Genomic DNA, 14,328 nt, shown 5'->3' on the forward strand with positions numbered 1-14,328 from the left:
TCGCCGAACCGGCCCGTCTGTCCACAGGCGGGCCGGTTCGTTTGTCCACAGGCGTGCCGGTCCGCCCACGTCAGGGCCCGCTCACCGGGTAGGTTCGTGCCCAGCCGACCACCGCGGGAGCCATCGATGTCCTACGCCGCCCAGCCGCCCGTCACCGCGCCACCGCCGCACACCGGGGCCCGGCCGCCGGCGGTGACGACCGCGTCCGCCCTGCTCTGGCTGATGGGCGCGGCCGGCCTCGGCTATGCGATCGCCACCGTCGCGGTCGCCGCCAGCGCGGTCAGCCGCTTCCGCGATGCGGCGTCCGGCGCCGAGGCGGACAACTTCGTGTCGGTGATCTGGCTCGATGCCGCGCTCGCCGCGGTGCTGTCGATCCTGGCCTTCGCGCTCTTCGTGGTGCTCGGCCTGGCACTGCGCCGGGGCAGCCGGGTGGCCCGGATCACCGCGCTGGTGGTGTGCGGTCTCGGCGTGCTGGGCGGGCTCGGGTCGTTGACCACGGTGCTGGTGCAGCGTTCCGGCGACCCGGTGCCGGGTTCGATCGGTGACGCGCTGGGCTCCGCCTATCCGGAGGGCTGGATCGGCCTCAACGTGGTGGTCTGCGCCCTGCAGGTCCTCGGCTACCTGGCCGTCGGCGCCATGCTCCTGACCGCCCCGCGCACCTTCTTCGGCTACGCCCCGCGCCCCGCACCCACCGGCCACCCGTTCCCCGGCCACCAGCCCGCGTTCCCCGGCCAGCAGCCGACCTTCCCCGGTCAGCACCCCGGCTTCCCTGGTCAGCAGTCGGGCTTCCCCGGTCAGCACCCCGGCTTCCCTGGTCAGCAGTCGGGCTTCCCGGGGCAGCAATCCGGCTTTCCCGGTCAGCCGTCCGCGTTCCCGGGGCAGCCGTCCGCGTTTCCCGATCAGTCCTCCCAGCCCGCCGGTCAGCCGACCGCTTTTCCCGGTCAGCCGGCCGCTTTCCCCGGGCAACCCCCTTCGTTCCCTGGCCAGCCTTCCGCAGCGACCGGGCAGCCGTCCTCGTTCGGCTCGCCTGTCGCCCCGGCAGCGCCCGGGCCCTATGGCACCCCTCACGGCGCTCCGACGCACTCTCCTTATGGGACGCCCTATCCCGGGGTCCCCGGAGGCAGTCCCGCGGCGGCTCCGTCGCCCTACGGGCCCGCGGGGCAGTCTTCTCCCTATGCGCCGCCGGGATCGCCGGCCGTGAGTGGTTCTGGCTCGGCGGCAGGCGGCGTGGCTCCGGCCGTGAGTGGTTCTGGCTCGGCTGCGGGCGGCGTGGCTCCGGCCGGGAACGGTTCCGGCTTGGCTGCGGGCGGCGTGGCTCCGGCTGTGAGTGGTTCCGGCTCGGCTGTGAGTGGTTCCGGCTCGGCTGTGAGTGGTTCCGGCTCGGCTGCGGGTGGCTCGGCTGCGGACGGGGGTGGGGCGGGCGCCGGTGGGGCGGTCGGGTTGCCGACTGAGGGCGCTGTCGATGGACCTCCGGCGGGCTCTCCGAACGTCCCGGAAGGATCATCCGGCTGGGATGAGCGATCGTCGGGCGGTGTGACGCACGGTTCAGGACATGAAACGGGATCGCAATCGGCTACGCAGAGTGGCGGTGGCCACAGTGGGCTCGTGCCCCGGTCGGGTGATCCGGTGGTGAACCGGCCCGCGCCTGGATCCGATGACGAATACTGGCGCCGGCCGTCCGAGTGACCTTGTCGGCACCTGCCTAGATCCGGTTCCGTATCGACGACTGTGGGTCACTCGAACGGGTACAGACGGTTTCCTTCACTGTCACCCGATCGGCTGTCCGGATAGCAGGAGATCGGCCGTCCGGTGGGTGTTTTCGCCTGGATGGACAAACGTGATTTCCGAGGCTCACAGCACTCTCACAGCGCGGCTACCAGGTCATCTGGAGGGATGACTGGGTACCGTGGCGGTGTTAGGTGCTTTGAGCTGCATCTATGGTCGCCGGAAAGGTCGAGATCCGTTGTCCGATCGGTAAACCTTGTTTACAGAGTCATGTAGGGCCCTGGGTCAATAGTTCCGTTCCGTCCCGGCGGGGCGAAAGATTCCGGTTTCCTTCTAGCCAGTACGCTCGATGTCATGGAAGCACGGCACGACCTGGGTAAATTCATCACTGAATTGCCCGTCGCACAGCGTGGCGTCGTGCTTTCATCGGGTCGTGAGGCGCGTAGCGACCCGTTGATCGCGCAGCGTGGCGTGATGGTGTCGACGCGTTCCGTGCCGAGTCATCGTTCTGGGTCGGTGAGCCGAAACAATCGATGAATTGACAATGTGGGTTGGCTCACTCCCGAGAAGGGGATCGAGAGCTCGACACGGATGGGTAGCGACCAGATGGCGGCTGAGGCGTTGCAGGAGGCAGAGACCGAAGTCGGTGTTGGCGGAAAGGTTGATCGGATGAGTGGTGCGGTTCGGAGCTCCGGCCCGCGCCCGGGGTTGACCGACACGGCGATCGACGTCGGCCTTACGGCCTGAAAGTTAGCCGGTTCGTTCCTGCTCACATGCAGGAGAATCGATGCAGTTGGTGGAAGGATGGAGATCGTGGGAACTGCGTTGGCGGAAATGACTATGCCTCAGATCTCGCCGCTTGCCGGTGAGCCGATTGAACGCGCCGACGCCGAGCGCCTGGCGGGAGTGCTCAAGGCGCTCGCCGACCCGGCCCGGCTGCGGCTGCTGAGCCTCATCCAGTCCGCGACGGACGGTGAGGCGTGTGTCTGCGACCTGACGGCCCCGCTGGGCCTCTCGCAGCCGACTGTGAGTCACCACCTGCGGATCCTGACCGAGGCGGGTCTGCTGGAGCGGGAGAAGCGGGGAGTCTGGGCGTACTACCGCCTGGTGCCGACCGCCATCGCGACCATCGCCGACCTGCTGACGCCGCCCCGCAAGCGGGCGACGAAGAAGGCTCGCTGATCGATGGGCACTGCCTGGCGTCACTGGAACATGGGGGCGTGACGCCAGGCCGAGGACCTCTTCCCTGGCCACCCCTGGCGATTCGAGGAGGATCGGGTGAACTACGTCCCTGGTGACCTGCGTGATCAGCTCGCGCACGTGGGTTACGACGTGGTCCAGGCCGGCCTCGTGTGCGGATCCGGCGGCAATCTGTCCGCCCGGATTCCGGACGAGGAGGCCATCTGGGTCACCGCCAGCGGCGCCTGGCTCGACCGGCTGAGCCGGGCCAGCTTCGCGCCGGTCCGGATCACGGACGGTGAACCCGCGACGGTCGGCAGCCTGCCGCCGCCGCGCATCGAGCCGACCAGCGAGCTGGCGTTGCATCTCGCGCTCTACCGCGCCCGGCCGGACGTCAACGCCGTGGTGCACCTGCACCCGCAGACCGCGTTGCTGCTGGACGCGCTCGGCGAGCACATCCGGATCGTCACCACCGACCACGCGTTCTATCTGCGCCGGGTGTCGACGGTGCCGTTCCGGTTGCCCGGCACCACCGAGCTGGCCGCGCTGACCGCGGCGATGGCCTCGGACGGCACCGACTGTCTGGTGCTCAGCCAGCACGGGTGTGTGGTGATGGGCGACTCGGTGGAACTGGCGCACAAACGCGCGCGCAACCTCGAGGAGGCGGCGGCGCTGACCTACAAGGCGCTGGCCGCCGGCCGGTTGGAAAATCTCCGGGACTGCCCGGAGGCGTTCCTGGACCGGCTCTCCGGTTCCGCCGTGGTCACGGTTTAGCGGGACCGCACTGACGCTGCCAGCCGGCCATCCCTACGGCCGGCTGGATTTGCGTCGTCCGCTTCACGATCAAACCCCAGGCTTGACGGTACGACCGGCGCGCGCCCCGATGGGCATGCGTCGGCAGCGCCGTGCCCAGCGCGTACGCGAAGCGGATCTTGATCTTGAGGGGTCGGGTGCCGCCGGTGGAGACACGTCGGCCGGCCCCGGGGAGCGGGACCGGCCGAGTGGTGGACGGATCAGGCGCGGCGGTGCGAGCGGGGCCTGCGGTTGTGGTCCTCGTCGTCGTCGTGCTGGGTGACCGCCTCGGCGAGCCCGGCGATGCTGGCCGCGGCCACCACGCCGACCGCGGCGGCCGGCGTCGGACCCGGAGCGGTGCCGTTCTTCTTCGCCCGCCGCTCCCGGATGATCTCGATGAAGATCGGCAGTGCGGAGATCAGCACGATCAGCACGACCACCGGCAGGATGTAGCGGTCGATGTGCTCGCCGACGGCGTCGAAGATCTGCTTGGCCAGGGCGTAGCCGATCAGCATCACGCCGTCGGTCCAGAGGATCGCGCCGACCACGTTCCACACGAAGAACTGGCGGGCCGGCATGCCGAGGGCGCCGGCCACCGGGTTCAGGAAGGTCCGGACAATCGGGATGAACCGGGCCAGGACCACGGCCTTGGCCGGGCCGAACTTCTGGAAGTAGTGCTCGGCCTTCTCCACGTACTCCCGCTTGAACAGCTTGGAGTCGGGACGATCGAACATCCGGCGGCCGTATTTCGCGCCGAGCCAGTGACCGAACTGGGCGCCGACGATCGCGCAGATCGGCGCGCCGATCAGCAGGCCGGCCAGCGAGATCCGGGTCCCGTCGCCGAACAGCGCGTCAGCCACCGGGGACGCCGCGATGCCCGCCAGGAACAGCAGCGAGTCGCCGGGGAAGAAGAAGCCGACCAGCAGGCCGGTCTCCGCGAAGAGGATGGCCCACACGCCGTAAAGGCCGAACGTGTGCAGCAGTTCCGCCGCATCCAGCGGGTTCAGGGCGAGCTGCTCGGTGAGCGCACGGATGTCCACGCCATGCAGGGTACCGGCCCTGCCACCGGCCAAACCTGTACGACTGCTGTGGATACCTTGTGGTCACCGGGCGGAAACGGGGGCGCCGGCCCGGAGTGCGACCGGTGCCCCCGTTCGGGCTCAGAGCCGGGGATCGACCGGTTCCGACTCCGCTGCCAGGATCGCGAAGACCAGCTCGTGCACCCGCCAGGACGGCGCGCCCTCGGCCAGCCGGTCCAGCGCGGCCAGGCCCAGCCCGTGCTCGCGCAGCGCCAGGTTCCGCTTGCGGCCCAGGTTCCGCTGCCGGAGCCGGTCCAGCTGCTCCGGCCGGGTGTACTCCGGACCGTAGATGATCCGCAGGTACTCCCGGCCGCGGCACTTCACCCCGGGCTGCACCAGCCGGCCCTTGCCGTCCACCGCGGCGAGCCCGGCGAACGGCTTGACCACCATGCCCTCACCGCCGGCCCCGGTCAGGGTCAGCCACCAGTCCACGGCCTCCGCCTCGGCGGCCGGGTCGGCCAGGTCGAGCACCATCCGCCGGGTCGGGGTGAACAGCTCCGGGTCGGCGGCCACCAGGCGGTCCGCGATCGCCAGGTGCCAGCCGTGGTCCTTGCCCGCGAACGACACCCCGGCGCCGGCCAGCACCGCGAACGGCGCGAGCGTGATCCCGGTCAGGCCGGCGGTCGGTTTCACGTACGCCCGGTACGCCGCCGAGTAGCCGTCGATCTCCGCCGAGCGCAGGTCGATCCGGTCCCGCAGCGCCGCCACGTCCAGCCCCCGGGCGGCCACCCGGTCGAGCACCTCCCGGGCTGCCGGCAGCGCGGCCCGGCCGGCCGCGCCGACCCCGGCGTAGTGCTCCCGGATCAGGCTGCCCGCCTTCGCCGACCAGGGCAGCAGCTCGGTGTCCAGGAGCAGCCACCCGGTCTCCAGCTCGGCCAGGATCGGCGCCACCGCGGTCCGGACCCGGGCCAGCAGCGGCCCGGTCAGCTCCGGTCCGAAGAACGGGCGGCCGGTCCGGGTCCAGATCGCGTCGCCCTCGCCGGACGCCGAGACCCGGACCACGGCCCGCGAGCCCATGTGCTTCTCCTCGCAGACCACCCGGTCGACGCCGGCCGCGCGCAGGTCGGCGAAGGCGGACGACGGGTGCTCCAGGAAGCCGTCGACGGTCGAGCTGGAGCACGGCGCCATCGTCGGCGGCAGCCAGATCAGGGTCTCCGGGTCGACGGCGAACCGGCCCATCACCTCCAGGGCGGCCGCGGCGTTCTCGGCCGGGACGGTGGTCCGGCCGTACCCGTAATCCAGGTGTTTGCGGCCGGTGACGTCGGCGATGTCCAGCCCGCGGTCCGGCTCCGCCGCGGTGGTGAACAGCGGCCGGACCGGCGCGTAGTACTCCTTCGCGGCCGGGGTGTCGACCAGCTCCCGCTCCGGCCAGCGCAGCGCGGTCAGCGCCCCGCCGAAGACGCACCCGGTGTCCAGGCAGATGGTGTTGTTCAGCCACTCGGCACGCGGGGTCGGCACGTGGCCGTAGACGACGGCGGCGGAACCCCGGTACTCCTGGGCCCACGGGTAGCGGACCGGCAGGCCGTACTCGTCGGTCTCGCCGGTGGTCTCGCCGTAGAGCGCGAAGCTGCGCACCCGGCCGGAGGCCCGCCCGTGGTAGGCCTCCTTCAGCCCGGCGTGCGCCACCACCAGCTTGCCGTCGTCCAGCACGTAGTGACTGACCAGGCCCTCGATGAAGGAGCGCACCTCGGTGACGAACTCGTCCGGCTCGGCGGCCAGCTGCTCCAGCGTCTCCGGCAGGCCGTGGGTGAGCTGCACGTTGCGCCCGTTCAGCTTGCGGGCCAGCTTCTGCTCGTGGTTGCCCGGCACGCAGATCGCGTGGCCGGCCCCGACCATGCCCATCACCAGGCGCAGCACGCCCGGCGAGTCCGGGCCGCGGTCGACGAGGTCACCGACGAAGACGGCCTTACGCCCCTCCGGGTGCGCGGCGTCGACCGGGCGGCCGGCGTCGTCGCGGACCAGCGCGTAGCCCAGCTTGGTGAGCAGGGTCTCCAGCTCGGCGCGGCAGCCGTGCACGTCGCCGACGATGTCGAACGGGCCGTGTTCGTCGCGCCGGTCGTTGAACAGCTTCTCGTAGCGGATCTCCGCGCCGGCGATCTCCTCCTCGCCGCGCAGCACGTGCACCTTGCGGAAACCCTCCCGGGCCAGCTGACCCAGCGAACGTCGCAGGTCACGATGCATCCGGGTGAGGACCCGGCGGTCGAAGGTCCGGTCCGGCCGGGCCTGCGTGCGCTCCCAGGCGAGCGACTCCGGCACGTCCAGGACGATCACCACCGGCAGCACGTCGTGCTCGCGGGCCACCTTGATCAGCGCGGCCCGGGCATGGGTCTGCAGGTTGGTGGCGTCCACCACGGTCAGCCGGCCGGCGGCCAGCCGCTTGCCGGCCACGTAGTGCAGCACCTCGAAGGCGTCCGCGGAGGCGGACTGGTCGTTCTCGTCGTCGGCGACCAGGCCCCGGAAGAAGTCCGAGGAGAGCACCTGGGTCGGCGCGAAGTGGGTGCGGGCGAACGTCGACTTGCCGGATCCGGAGATGCCGACGAGCACGACCAGGCTGAGCTCAGGGATGTCGATCATGCGGTCACCTCCGCCTTCGTGAAGAGTGCCAACTGGGTGGGCGCGCCGGTGGTCTCGTCCTCGTCGCCGACGCCGCGGATGGTCACCGTGTAGCCGTACCGCGTGGCGACATCGCCGGCCCAGGTGGCGAACTCGGCACGGGTCCACTCGAAGCGATGGTCCGAGTGCCGCATCCCGGTCAGCCCCTCGTAGTGCACGTTGTACTCGACGTTGGGCGTGGTCACCACGACGGCGCCGGGCCGGGCACGGCCGAACACGCTGGCCTCCAGGGCCGGCAGGCGAGGCAGGTCGACATGCTCGATCACCTCCATCAGCACCGCCGCGTCGTAACCGCTGAGCCGGTCGTCGTGATAGGTCAGCGCGGTCTGGATCAGCTTGATCCGGTCCCGCTGCCGCTGCGGCATCCGGTCCAGCCGCAACCGGCGGGCCGCCTGGTCGAGCGCCCGGGAGGAGACGTCCGCCCCGACGATCTCGGTGAACCGCGACTCCTTGAGCAGGGCGGTGAGCAGCGCGCCCGGGCCGCAGCCCAGGTCCAGCACCCGGGTGGCGCCGGCCTCGGCCAGCGCGGCGAGCACCGCGTCCCGGCGCTGCGCGGCCAGCGGCGCCTTGCGGGCCACCGGCAGCTCGGCCTCCTCCTCGGTCACCGGCTGGTCGGCGTCGAGCAACTCCAGCGCGGTGGTGGCCAGCGACTTGCGGTGCGCCAGGTAGCGCCGGGCGATCAGCACCTTCTCCGGGTGGCCGGCCAGCCAGCCGGCGCCGGACCGGAGCAGCTTCTCGATCTCGTCCGGGGCGACCCAGTAGTGCTTGCCGTCGTCCAGCACCGGGAGCAGCACGTAGAGGTGGTTGAGCGCGTCGGCGAGGCGGAGCGTGCCGGCCAGGGTCAGGTCGACGTACCGGCTGTCGCCGCCGATCTCCGGCTCCAGCGCGATCGGGGTGGCGGTCACCGTCCACCCGAGCGGGGCGAACAGGCGGGTGACCAGGTCGGTGGTGCCGCGCAGCACCGGCACCCGGATCTCCAGCGGGATCGCCCGGCCGGTCAGCTCGGGGCGGTCCTTCGAAGTGCCGCGCTGGGCGCTGCGGAAGACCTTGGAGAGGGCGCTGGCCAGCAGGCTGGACGCGGCGTAGGGGCGGTCGTTCACGTACTGGCTCAGCTCGAAGGCGTCGGCGCGGGCGCGCAGCTTCTGCGGATCGACGTCCAGCATCAGGGCCGCGGTGCAGCGCTCCTCGGTGGCCTCCGGGAACATGACGTACGCCGTACCGGTGGGCATGTCGAACTGATGGACCCGGTCGGGGTGTTTGACCAGCAGGAACCCCAGGTCGGTGGCGGGCCGGTGGGTGGTCGTCACGGTGAGCAGCACGCGTCGATGGTGACAGCGCCGGGAGATCCGGGCGATCGATTTGCCGGCGGCCGCAATGATTCCGGTGCCCGGTCCCGTCGTAGGAGCGGAGGTGCCCGTGACCTACGAGGAATTCGCCGACAGCCGGCTCAGCGCGTTGCTGCGCTATGCCGTCATGCTGACCGGCGACCCCACCGCCGCGCAGGACCTGGTGCAGGAGACCATGCTCCGGGTCCAGCTGCACTGGCGCCGGGTGGCCCGCAGCGACTCGCCGGACGGTTACGTCCGCCGGATCATGACCAACCAGTTCATCGAGTCGCGTCGCGCCTCCTGGTGGCGCCGGGTGCTGTTGCGGGCCGATCCGGACCCGGTGGTCGCGGCGCCCACCGACCATGCGGCCGAGAGCGCCGAGCGGGACCGGGTCTGGTCGCTGCTGGCCCGGCTGCCCCGCCGGCAGCGCGCCGCCCTGGTCCTGCGCTATTACGAGGACCTGCCCGACCAGGAGATCGCCGACATTCTCGGCTGCGCCGTCGGGACGGTGCGATCGTCCATCTCGCGAGGGCTCGACGCGCTTCGCGCCGAGCTGGTGGAGGCCCGATGAGCAAGGTGGAAGAGGAGCTGCGCGCCGCCTTCGAGCGGCACGAGGCGCTGGTTCCGGATCCGGCGCCGGTGCGCGACCGCATCGACTTCGCTTGGGTACGGGTGAAGCGCCGCCGTGCCAGGCAGCGGGTGATCGGGGCGGCCGCCGCGGTGCTGCTCGCCGGCGTCGGTCTGCCGATCGCGGTCCGCGGCTGGGGACACGGCGAGCCGCCGGCCGGGGAGGTGACCGCGGCGGTGGGCTCGGCGGCCCCGGTCACCGGCCCGGTCGACGTGCTGCTGATCGGCAGTGATCTCCGGCTCGGTGAGGCGTCCGCGCGGGCGGACACCGTCATGCTGCTGCACGTGCCGGCCGACCGCGGCGCGGCGTGGATGGTGAGCCTGCCCCGTGACGGGATCGTCGACATCCCCGGTCACGGCACCGACAAGCTCAACAAGACGCTGACGCTGGGTGGTCCGCGGCTGACCGCCCAGACCGTGACGAGGCTGACCGGGATCGAGCCGGATGCCGCGGTGGTGGTCGACCTCACCGCCCTGAGCGCGGTGACCGAGGCGGTCGGTGGCGTGACGATGTGCCTGCACGGGACGATCCCGCCGGCGTTCGGGCGCAAGGGCTTCCCCGCGGGCTGCCACCACATCGGCGGGGACGATGTCACGCCGTTGCTGCGAGCCCGGATCGGTCTGCCGAACGGTTCCTACGACCGCGACGAGAATGCTCAGAAGTTTCTCCGCGCCCTGACCGGCAAGCTGACCGCCGGCGGCGCGGTGGATCCGGCCCAGCTGCGCCGGTTGCTGGCCGCGGCGCGGGACGGCGTCCGGATCGACGGAGACCTGGCCGGTCTGCTGCGGGTCGTCGAGGCGCTCGGCAGACCCGAGGTGATCGGGATCCGCGAGCCCTCCTTCGCCAGCCGGGCCTCGGGCGAGGAGATCTATCCGATCGTGGGGAAAAGCCTGTACCAGGCGATCCGTGACGATCGGCTCGAGGAGTGGGCCACCGCCAACCCCCGGCTGGTGTCCCGCCAGCCGGCCGGTCAGCGGTAGTCGTCGTCGAACTCGACGATGCGGTGCTGCTCCGTGGCGTCCCACTCGTTCGCCTCGGTGAACGTCGGCGGCTCGTCCGGCTCGTCGTCCTGCCAGGCCGGGACCGCGCTCACCGCCTGCTCGGCGGCGTCCACCTCGGGTGTCTCCAGGTCGGCTTCCTCCATCAGGCGGGTCATCCTCGGCTCCCCTCTCGTGTCGCCGGCTCCTGTCTCATGGTGCGCGCATGCCCGCTCGGATGCCGCACAAACCGGCACCGGCCCGCGGGGTCACCGACGGTGGCGGGTCCGCCCGCCACCGGCGCGTCTGTCGGCAGCTGCGTCAGCACCAGGCACGATGCGGTCGGCACAGGGGCATACCGCGCACCGCGGCGGTTCCGTTTCGCCGGTTACGTCAGGCCCGGGGAGCGAATTTCGGGGCGATTTCCGTTACGCACCGCGACTGCGGAATACTGCCTGCTGGAGGACAGCGCGGTCCTGCCCTCTGCTGCCCGCATGCAATAGCAAGGAGCGCACCGATGCCTATCGCTTCTCCCGAGGTCTACGCCGAAATGCTCGATCGCGCCAAGGCCGGCGCGTTCGCCTACCCGGCGATCAACGTGACGTCCTCGCAGACCCTCAACGCGGCCCTGCAGGGCTTCGCGGAGGCCGGCAGCGACGGCATCGTTCAGATCTCCACCGGTGGCGCGGAGTACGCGTCCGGCCCGACGATCAAGAACATGATCACGGGTGCGGTCGCGCTGGCCGAGTACGCCACCGAGGTCGCCAAGAACTACCCGGTCAACATCGCGCTGCACACCGACCACTGCCCCAAGGACAAGCTGGACAAGTACGTCCGTCCGCTGATCGCGATCTCGCAGGAGCGGGTCAACAAGGGCCTGGCCCCGCTGTTCCAGTCGCACATGTGGGACGGCTCGGCCGTGCCGCTGGAGGAGAACCTGGAGATCGCCGAGGAGCTGCTGGCCGCCGCCGCGGCTGCGAAGATCATCCTGGAGATCGAGGTCGGCGTCGTCGGTGGCGAGGAGGACGGCGTCTCCGCCGCGATCGACGACAAGCTGTACTCGACCGTCGAGGACGGCCTGGCCACCGCCGCCAAGCTGGGCCTGGGCGAGCGGGGCCGCTACCTGACCGCGCTGACCTTCGGCAACGTGCACGGCGTCTACAAGCCGGGCAACGTCAAGCTGCGCCCGGAGATCCTCAAGGAGATCCAGGACGCGATCGGCGCGAAGTACGGCAAGGAGAAGCCGCTCGACCTGGTCTTCCACGGCGGCTCCGGCTCGCTGCTCTCGGAGATCCACGGCGCCCTGGACTACGGCGTGGTGAAGATGAACATCGACACCGACACGCAGTACGCGTTCACCCGCCCGGTCGTCGACCACATCATGCGCAACTACGACGGTGTGCTGAAGGTGGACGGCGAGGTCGGCAACAAGAAGGCGTACGACCCGCGCGCCTGGGGCAAGCTCGCCGAGAACGGTCTGGCCAAGCGCGTCGTCGAGGCGTGCGAGCACCTCCGGTCGACCGGAACCACTCTCTCGAAGTAATCCACCGGCAGCGGCCGGTCCCCGTTGGCGGGGACCGGCCGCTGTTGTCTTGCGTGGTTACGCAACGACATGGGTACGATCGTGCGGTCTTGATCAAGGGACGGTGATCGTGCTCGCTATCGAGGGCTGGAAACCCGAGTGGCATCACGATGCCGAGGCCCTCGCCGCCACGCATCGACACATGTTCGTGCGGCTGATCGGCCGGAGACTGCGATCGAGCTGGCTGCTCTGGGATGTCGCCCAGCGGGGCTGGTTCGCCGACGGTCCGGTCATCCTCGACTTCGGACTGAGTCGCGTCGAGATCACTCACCGTAAATTCGATGAGTGCGCGATCACCTGGGACCAGATCGACCGGTCGGTCCCGATCGACATGTACGAGCACTTCGACTGGCGGTCCGACCCGCACACCGCGCTGCGCAAGGCCCGGGGCCGCCCGCTCCGCGCGGTCAACGTCATCGAGCGGACCACGACGGCCGACTGGCGTCCCCGGGTGCTGCACGCGATCGAGTTCCTGTTCGACGGCGCCCGCCTCGCGATCTACAACGCGATGGACGAGAACGGGCTCACCGACGTACCGGAGGCGGACCTGCCGGCGGTGCACTGGCGCCGCGTGCACATCGCCTGACCGGCAGCCCCGGTCAGAGGCCGCCCATCCCGGTGGTGTCGCCGTTGTGCCGGGTCACGCCGCTCTCGTAGCCGGTCTGCGCGGGACCGTGGTGACCCCGGTCGCCGCTGTTGCCCCGGCGCTTGTAGGCGGCCGCGGCGGCGAAGCCGGCCACCACCCCCAGCAGGATGATCAGGAACGTCATCATGTCGTGCTCCTCGTGTCAGTAACTGCCGCTGCTGCCGCTGTCTCCGCCGCCGCCGAACGAGCTGCCCCCGCTGTCACCCCACGAGGACGATCCACTGTCACCCCAGGACGACGACGATCCGCCGTCGCTCCACGAGGAGCCGCTGTCGCCCGAGGAGGACGACCCGCTGTCGTGGTGGTGCCCGTGTCCGTGCCCGTGGTGCTGGTCGCCGCTGTCGTCGGAGTAGATCGGCGACGAATCCGTGTAAGAGGTCCCGCCATCCGGGGTGTCGTAGAACACGGTCCCGGCACCGCCCCGCGTGCTGTGGTGGTGCCGGCGCTGGACCGGACGGCGCTGCTGCCGCCCGGTCACGAACGTCATGAGTGCGATGGCCGCAACGGCCACCAGAACCAGGAGGATAATCGCCATGCCCGCAGTGTGGGGTACCCTGCCAACCCCGGCTGAGCAGGCGTTATTTGACCAGCGCCGCCATCGCCTCGTCAAGCGAGTCGGTCACCACGATCAGACCGGACTGATCGCCGTGCGGTGACCGGGCGAGCAGCGTGCCCAGCAGGTCGACCACCGGCAGCTTGGTCCAGTGCTCGACGCCGAGGAAGACGAACGCCCCGGACGGCCCGTCGGTGCGGTAGAACGTCTTCGTCGCGGCCTGGAAGACCTCCTGCACGGTGCCGGCCCAGCCGGGCGCGAAGACGATCCCGCCCCGGGACAGCCGCAGGATCGAGTCCTCCCGGACCGCGTTGGAGAAGTACTTGCCGATCTGCCCGGCGAACAGGTTGGCCGGCTCGTGGCCGTAGAGCCAGGTGGGCAGCGCCAGCCCGCCGTGCCGCAGCCGGTCGGCCAGATCCACCGCGGGCAGCGGGTAGGACGCCCGGACGCCCAGCGCCGCGGCGGTGTAGGGGTCGTGGTCCAGGAAGTCCGGCGCGGGGGCCAGCATGTCGATCGCGGCGGCCAGGTCCCGCTCGGTCCGGGAGGCGAAGTACGCCCCCAGGTTCGCCGCCTCCATCACGCCCGGACCGCCGCCGGTGACGATCAGCCGCCCGCTTCTCGCCAGCCGCCGGGCCAGCGTCGCGGCCATCCGGTACGGCTCCGACCCGCGCGGCTCGGCGTGCCCGCCCATGATCCCGACCGCGCCGGCCGCGCCGTGCACCGACGCCCAGGCGGCCAGCGCCTTGCCCAGCGCGTTGTCGATCCCGGCGTCGTGCAGCCGCTGGGCGACCGCCTCACGCACGTCCGGGACCGCCCCGCCGTGGTCGAGGAAGTGCCGATAGACGATCGTGTCGTACATCCCGGCGAAGCCGCCCTCGGCGAACCCGGCGGCCAGGTCCTCCGGGGTGTAGAGCAGCGCCGGATGGGTCGGGTAGGGGCAGCTGCGGAACGACGGGATCAGGTGCGCGCCGCGCCGGATCAGGTCGGTCTCCACCTCCGGCGAGGCCAGGTGACAGCCGACGAAGAGCGTGTCCCGGACGTCGACGGCGGACAGATCGGGGGGATGACGGTCCAGGCGCAGACCGAGAACGATCAGTCCGGCCAGGGAGTTCCTGACCAGGTGGGTGTCGAACTCCTCGCGGGATTCGATCTCGAAGGCGGTGGCGTCGAACGGCGCGTCGCCGCCGAGCACCGGTTGCAGGGGATCGGGCATGGCGTCCATGGTG

14 protein-coding genes are annotated in these 14,328 nt (G+C 70.9%); 7 read left to right on the top strand and 7 right to left on the bottom strand.

Annotated elements, in window-relative coordinates:
• The first annotated feature begins 126 nt into the window (after nucleotides 1-126).
• From BJY16_RS08430 to BJY16_RS08440, 3 genes are all read left to right on the top strand, one after another.
• Nucleotides 127-1,686: a hypothetical protein gene (locus BJY16_RS08430; protein ID WP_185038523.1), complete on the top strand. Its 1,560-nt coding sequence runs from the start codon at nucleotides 127-129 to the stop codon at nucleotides 1,684-1,686.
• An 843-nt stretch (nucleotides 1,687-2,529) separates the two neighbouring features.
• Nucleotides 2,530-2,907, top strand: a complete 378-nt coding sequence (locus tag BJY16_RS08435; RefSeq protein ID WP_014440216.1) for an ArsR/SmtB family transcription factor — start codon at nucleotides 2,530-2,532, stop codon at nucleotides 2,905-2,907.
• Between the two features lie 96 nt (nucleotides 2,908-3,003).
• Nucleotides 3,004-3,678 carry a class II aldolase/adducin family protein gene (locus BJY16_RS08440; RefSeq protein WP_185038524.1) on the top strand — a complete coding sequence of 225 codons (675 nt, stop codon included), beginning with the start codon at nucleotides 3,004-3,006 and terminating at the stop codon, nucleotides 3,676-3,678.
• A 239-nt stretch (nucleotides 3,679-3,917) separates the two neighbouring features.
• Here BJY16_RS08440 and BJY16_RS08445 read toward each other — a convergent pair whose 3' ends face one another.
• From BJY16_RS08445 to BJY16_RS08455, 3 genes are all read right to left on the bottom strand, one after another.
• Complete coding sequence (locus tag BJY16_RS08445) at nucleotides 3,918-4,736, bottom strand: DedA family protein (RefSeq protein ID WP_185038525.1); 819 nt, start codon at nucleotides 4,734-4,736, stop codon at nucleotides 3,918-3,920.
• A 120-nt stretch (nucleotides 4,737-4,856) separates the two neighbouring features.
• Complete coding sequence (locus tag BJY16_RS08450; protein ID WP_185038526.1) at nucleotides 4,857-7,349, bottom strand: polynucleotide kinase-phosphatase; 2,493 nt, start codon at nucleotides 7,347-7,349, stop codon at nucleotides 4,857-4,859.
• The gene (locus BJY16_RS08455; RefSeq protein WP_185038527.1) at nucleotides 7,346-8,707 is read right to left on the bottom strand and encodes a 3' terminal RNA ribose 2'-O-methyltransferase Hen1; all 1,362 of its coding nucleotides are present in this window, start codon (nucleotides 8,705-8,707) and stop codon (nucleotides 7,346-7,348) included. The genes BJY16_RS08450 and BJY16_RS08455 overlap by 4 nt, the downstream gene beginning before the upstream one ends.
• A gap of 97 nt (nucleotides 8,708-8,804) precedes the next feature.
• Here BJY16_RS08455 and BJY16_RS08460 point away from each other — a divergent pair, with 97 nt between their 5' ends.
• Together BJY16_RS08460 and BJY16_RS08465 are read left to right on the top strand one after the other, a co-directional pair.
• The gene (locus BJY16_RS08460; protein WP_185038528.1) at nucleotides 8,805-9,287 is read left to right on the top strand and encodes a SigE family RNA polymerase sigma factor; all 483 of its coding nucleotides are present in this window, start codon (nucleotides 8,805-8,807) and stop codon (nucleotides 9,285-9,287) included.
• Nucleotides 9,284-10,324: an LCP family protein gene (locus tag BJY16_RS08465; RefSeq protein ID WP_185038529.1), complete on the top strand. Its 1,041-nt coding sequence runs from the start codon at nucleotides 9,284-9,286 to the stop codon at nucleotides 10,322-10,324. Before BJY16_RS08460 ends, BJY16_RS08465 begins: the two co-directional genes overlap by 4 nt.
• Here BJY16_RS08465 and BJY16_RS08470 read toward each other — a convergent pair.
• On the bottom strand, nucleotides 10,315-10,500 hold the full coding sequence (locus BJY16_RS08470; protein WP_185038530.1) for a hypothetical protein: 186 nt from the start codon (nucleotides 10,498-10,500) through the stop codon (nucleotides 10,315-10,317). The two genes, BJY16_RS08465 and BJY16_RS08470, sit on opposite strands and share 10 nt — an antisense overlap.
• Nucleotides 10,501-10,559: 59 nt before the next feature.
• Between BJY16_RS08470 and fbaA the strand changes: the two genes are divergently transcribed.
• Complete coding sequence (gene fbaA, locus BJY16_RS08475; RefSeq protein ID WP_260418518.1) at nucleotides 10,560-11,864, top strand: class II fructose-bisphosphate aldolase; 1,305 nt, start codon at nucleotides 10,560-10,562, stop codon at nucleotides 11,862-11,864.
• Between the two features lie 103 nt (nucleotides 11,865-11,967).
• The gene (locus tag BJY16_RS08480) at nucleotides 11,968-12,489 is read left to right on the top strand and encodes a hypothetical protein (protein WP_239177470.1); all 522 of its coding nucleotides are present in this window, start codon (nucleotides 11,968-11,970) and stop codon (nucleotides 12,487-12,489) included.
• A gap of 13 nt (nucleotides 12,490-12,502) precedes the next feature.
• On the opposite strand, the gene BJY16_RS08485 is transcribed toward BJY16_RS08480, so the two are convergent.
• Genes BJY16_RS08485 through BJY16_RS08495 form a run of 3 tightly spaced genes read right to left on the bottom strand, consistent with a single transcriptional unit; the run spans nucleotide 12,503 to nucleotide 14,315 of the window.
• Nucleotides 12,503-12,676 carry a hypothetical protein gene (locus BJY16_RS08485; RefSeq protein WP_185038532.1) on the bottom strand — a complete coding sequence of 58 codons (174 nt, stop codon included), beginning with the start codon at nucleotides 12,674-12,676 and terminating at the stop codon, nucleotides 12,503-12,505.
• Between the two features lie 15 nt (nucleotides 12,677-12,691).
• Nucleotides 12,692-13,084, bottom strand: coding sequence for a hypothetical protein (locus BJY16_RS08490; RefSeq protein WP_185038533.1), 393 nt, complete (start codon nucleotides 13,082-13,084; stop codon nucleotides 12,692-12,694).
• 43 nt (nucleotides 13,085-13,127) lie between these two features.
• Entirely contained in the window at nucleotides 13,128-14,315 is a 1,188-nt protein-coding gene (locus BJY16_RS08495) for an LOG family protein (RefSeq protein WP_185038534.1), read from the bottom strand.
• Nucleotides 14,316-14,328 lie beyond the last annotated feature (13 nt).

The sequence above is a fragment of the Actinoplanes octamycinicus genome, assembly GCF_014205225.1.
GTDB lineage: Bacteria > Actinomycetota > Actinomycetes > Mycobacteriales > Micromonosporaceae > Actinoplanes > Actinoplanes octamycinicus.

What these genes read in the sequence shown, in the direction of transcription:
- BJY16_RS08430 (WP_185038523.1), top strand. Translation starts at nt 127, where the DNA reads ATGTCCTACGCCGCCCAGCCGCCCGTCACCGCGCCACCGCCGCACACC.
- fbaA (WP_260418518.1), top strand. Translation starts at nt 10,560, where the DNA reads ATGCCGCACAAACCGGCACCGGCCCGCGGGGTCACCGACGGTGGCGGG.
- BJY16_RS08490 (WP_185038533.1), bottom strand. Translation starts at nt 13,084, where the DNA reads ATGGCGATTATCCTCCTGGTTCTGGTGGCCGTTGCGGCCATCGCACTC.
- BJY16_RS08465 (WP_185038529.1), top strand. Translation starts at nt 9,284, where the DNA reads ATGAGCAAGGTGGAAGAGGAGCTGCGCGCCGCCTTCGAGCGGCACGAG.
- BJY16_RS08435 (WP_014440216.1), top strand. Translation starts at nt 2,530, where the DNA reads ATGGAGATCGTGGGAACTGCGTTGGCGGAAATGACTATGCCTCAGATC.
- BJY16_RS08450 (WP_185038526.1), bottom strand. Translation starts at nt 7,349, where the DNA reads ATGATCGACATCCCTGAGCTCAGCCTGGTCGTGCTCGTCGGCATCTCC.
- BJY16_RS08470 (WP_185038530.1), bottom strand. Translation starts at nt 10,500, where the DNA reads ATGACCCGCCTGATGGAGGAAGCCGACCTGGAGACACCCGAGGTGGAC.
- BJY16_RS08495 (WP_185038534.1), bottom strand. Translation starts at nt 14,315, where the DNA reads ATGCCCGATCCCCTGCAACCGGTGCTCGGCGGCGACGCGCCGTTCGAC.
- BJY16_RS08485 (WP_185038532.1), bottom strand. Translation starts at nt 12,676, where the DNA reads ATGATGACGTTCCTGATCATCCTGCTGGGGGTGGTGGCCGGCTTCGCC.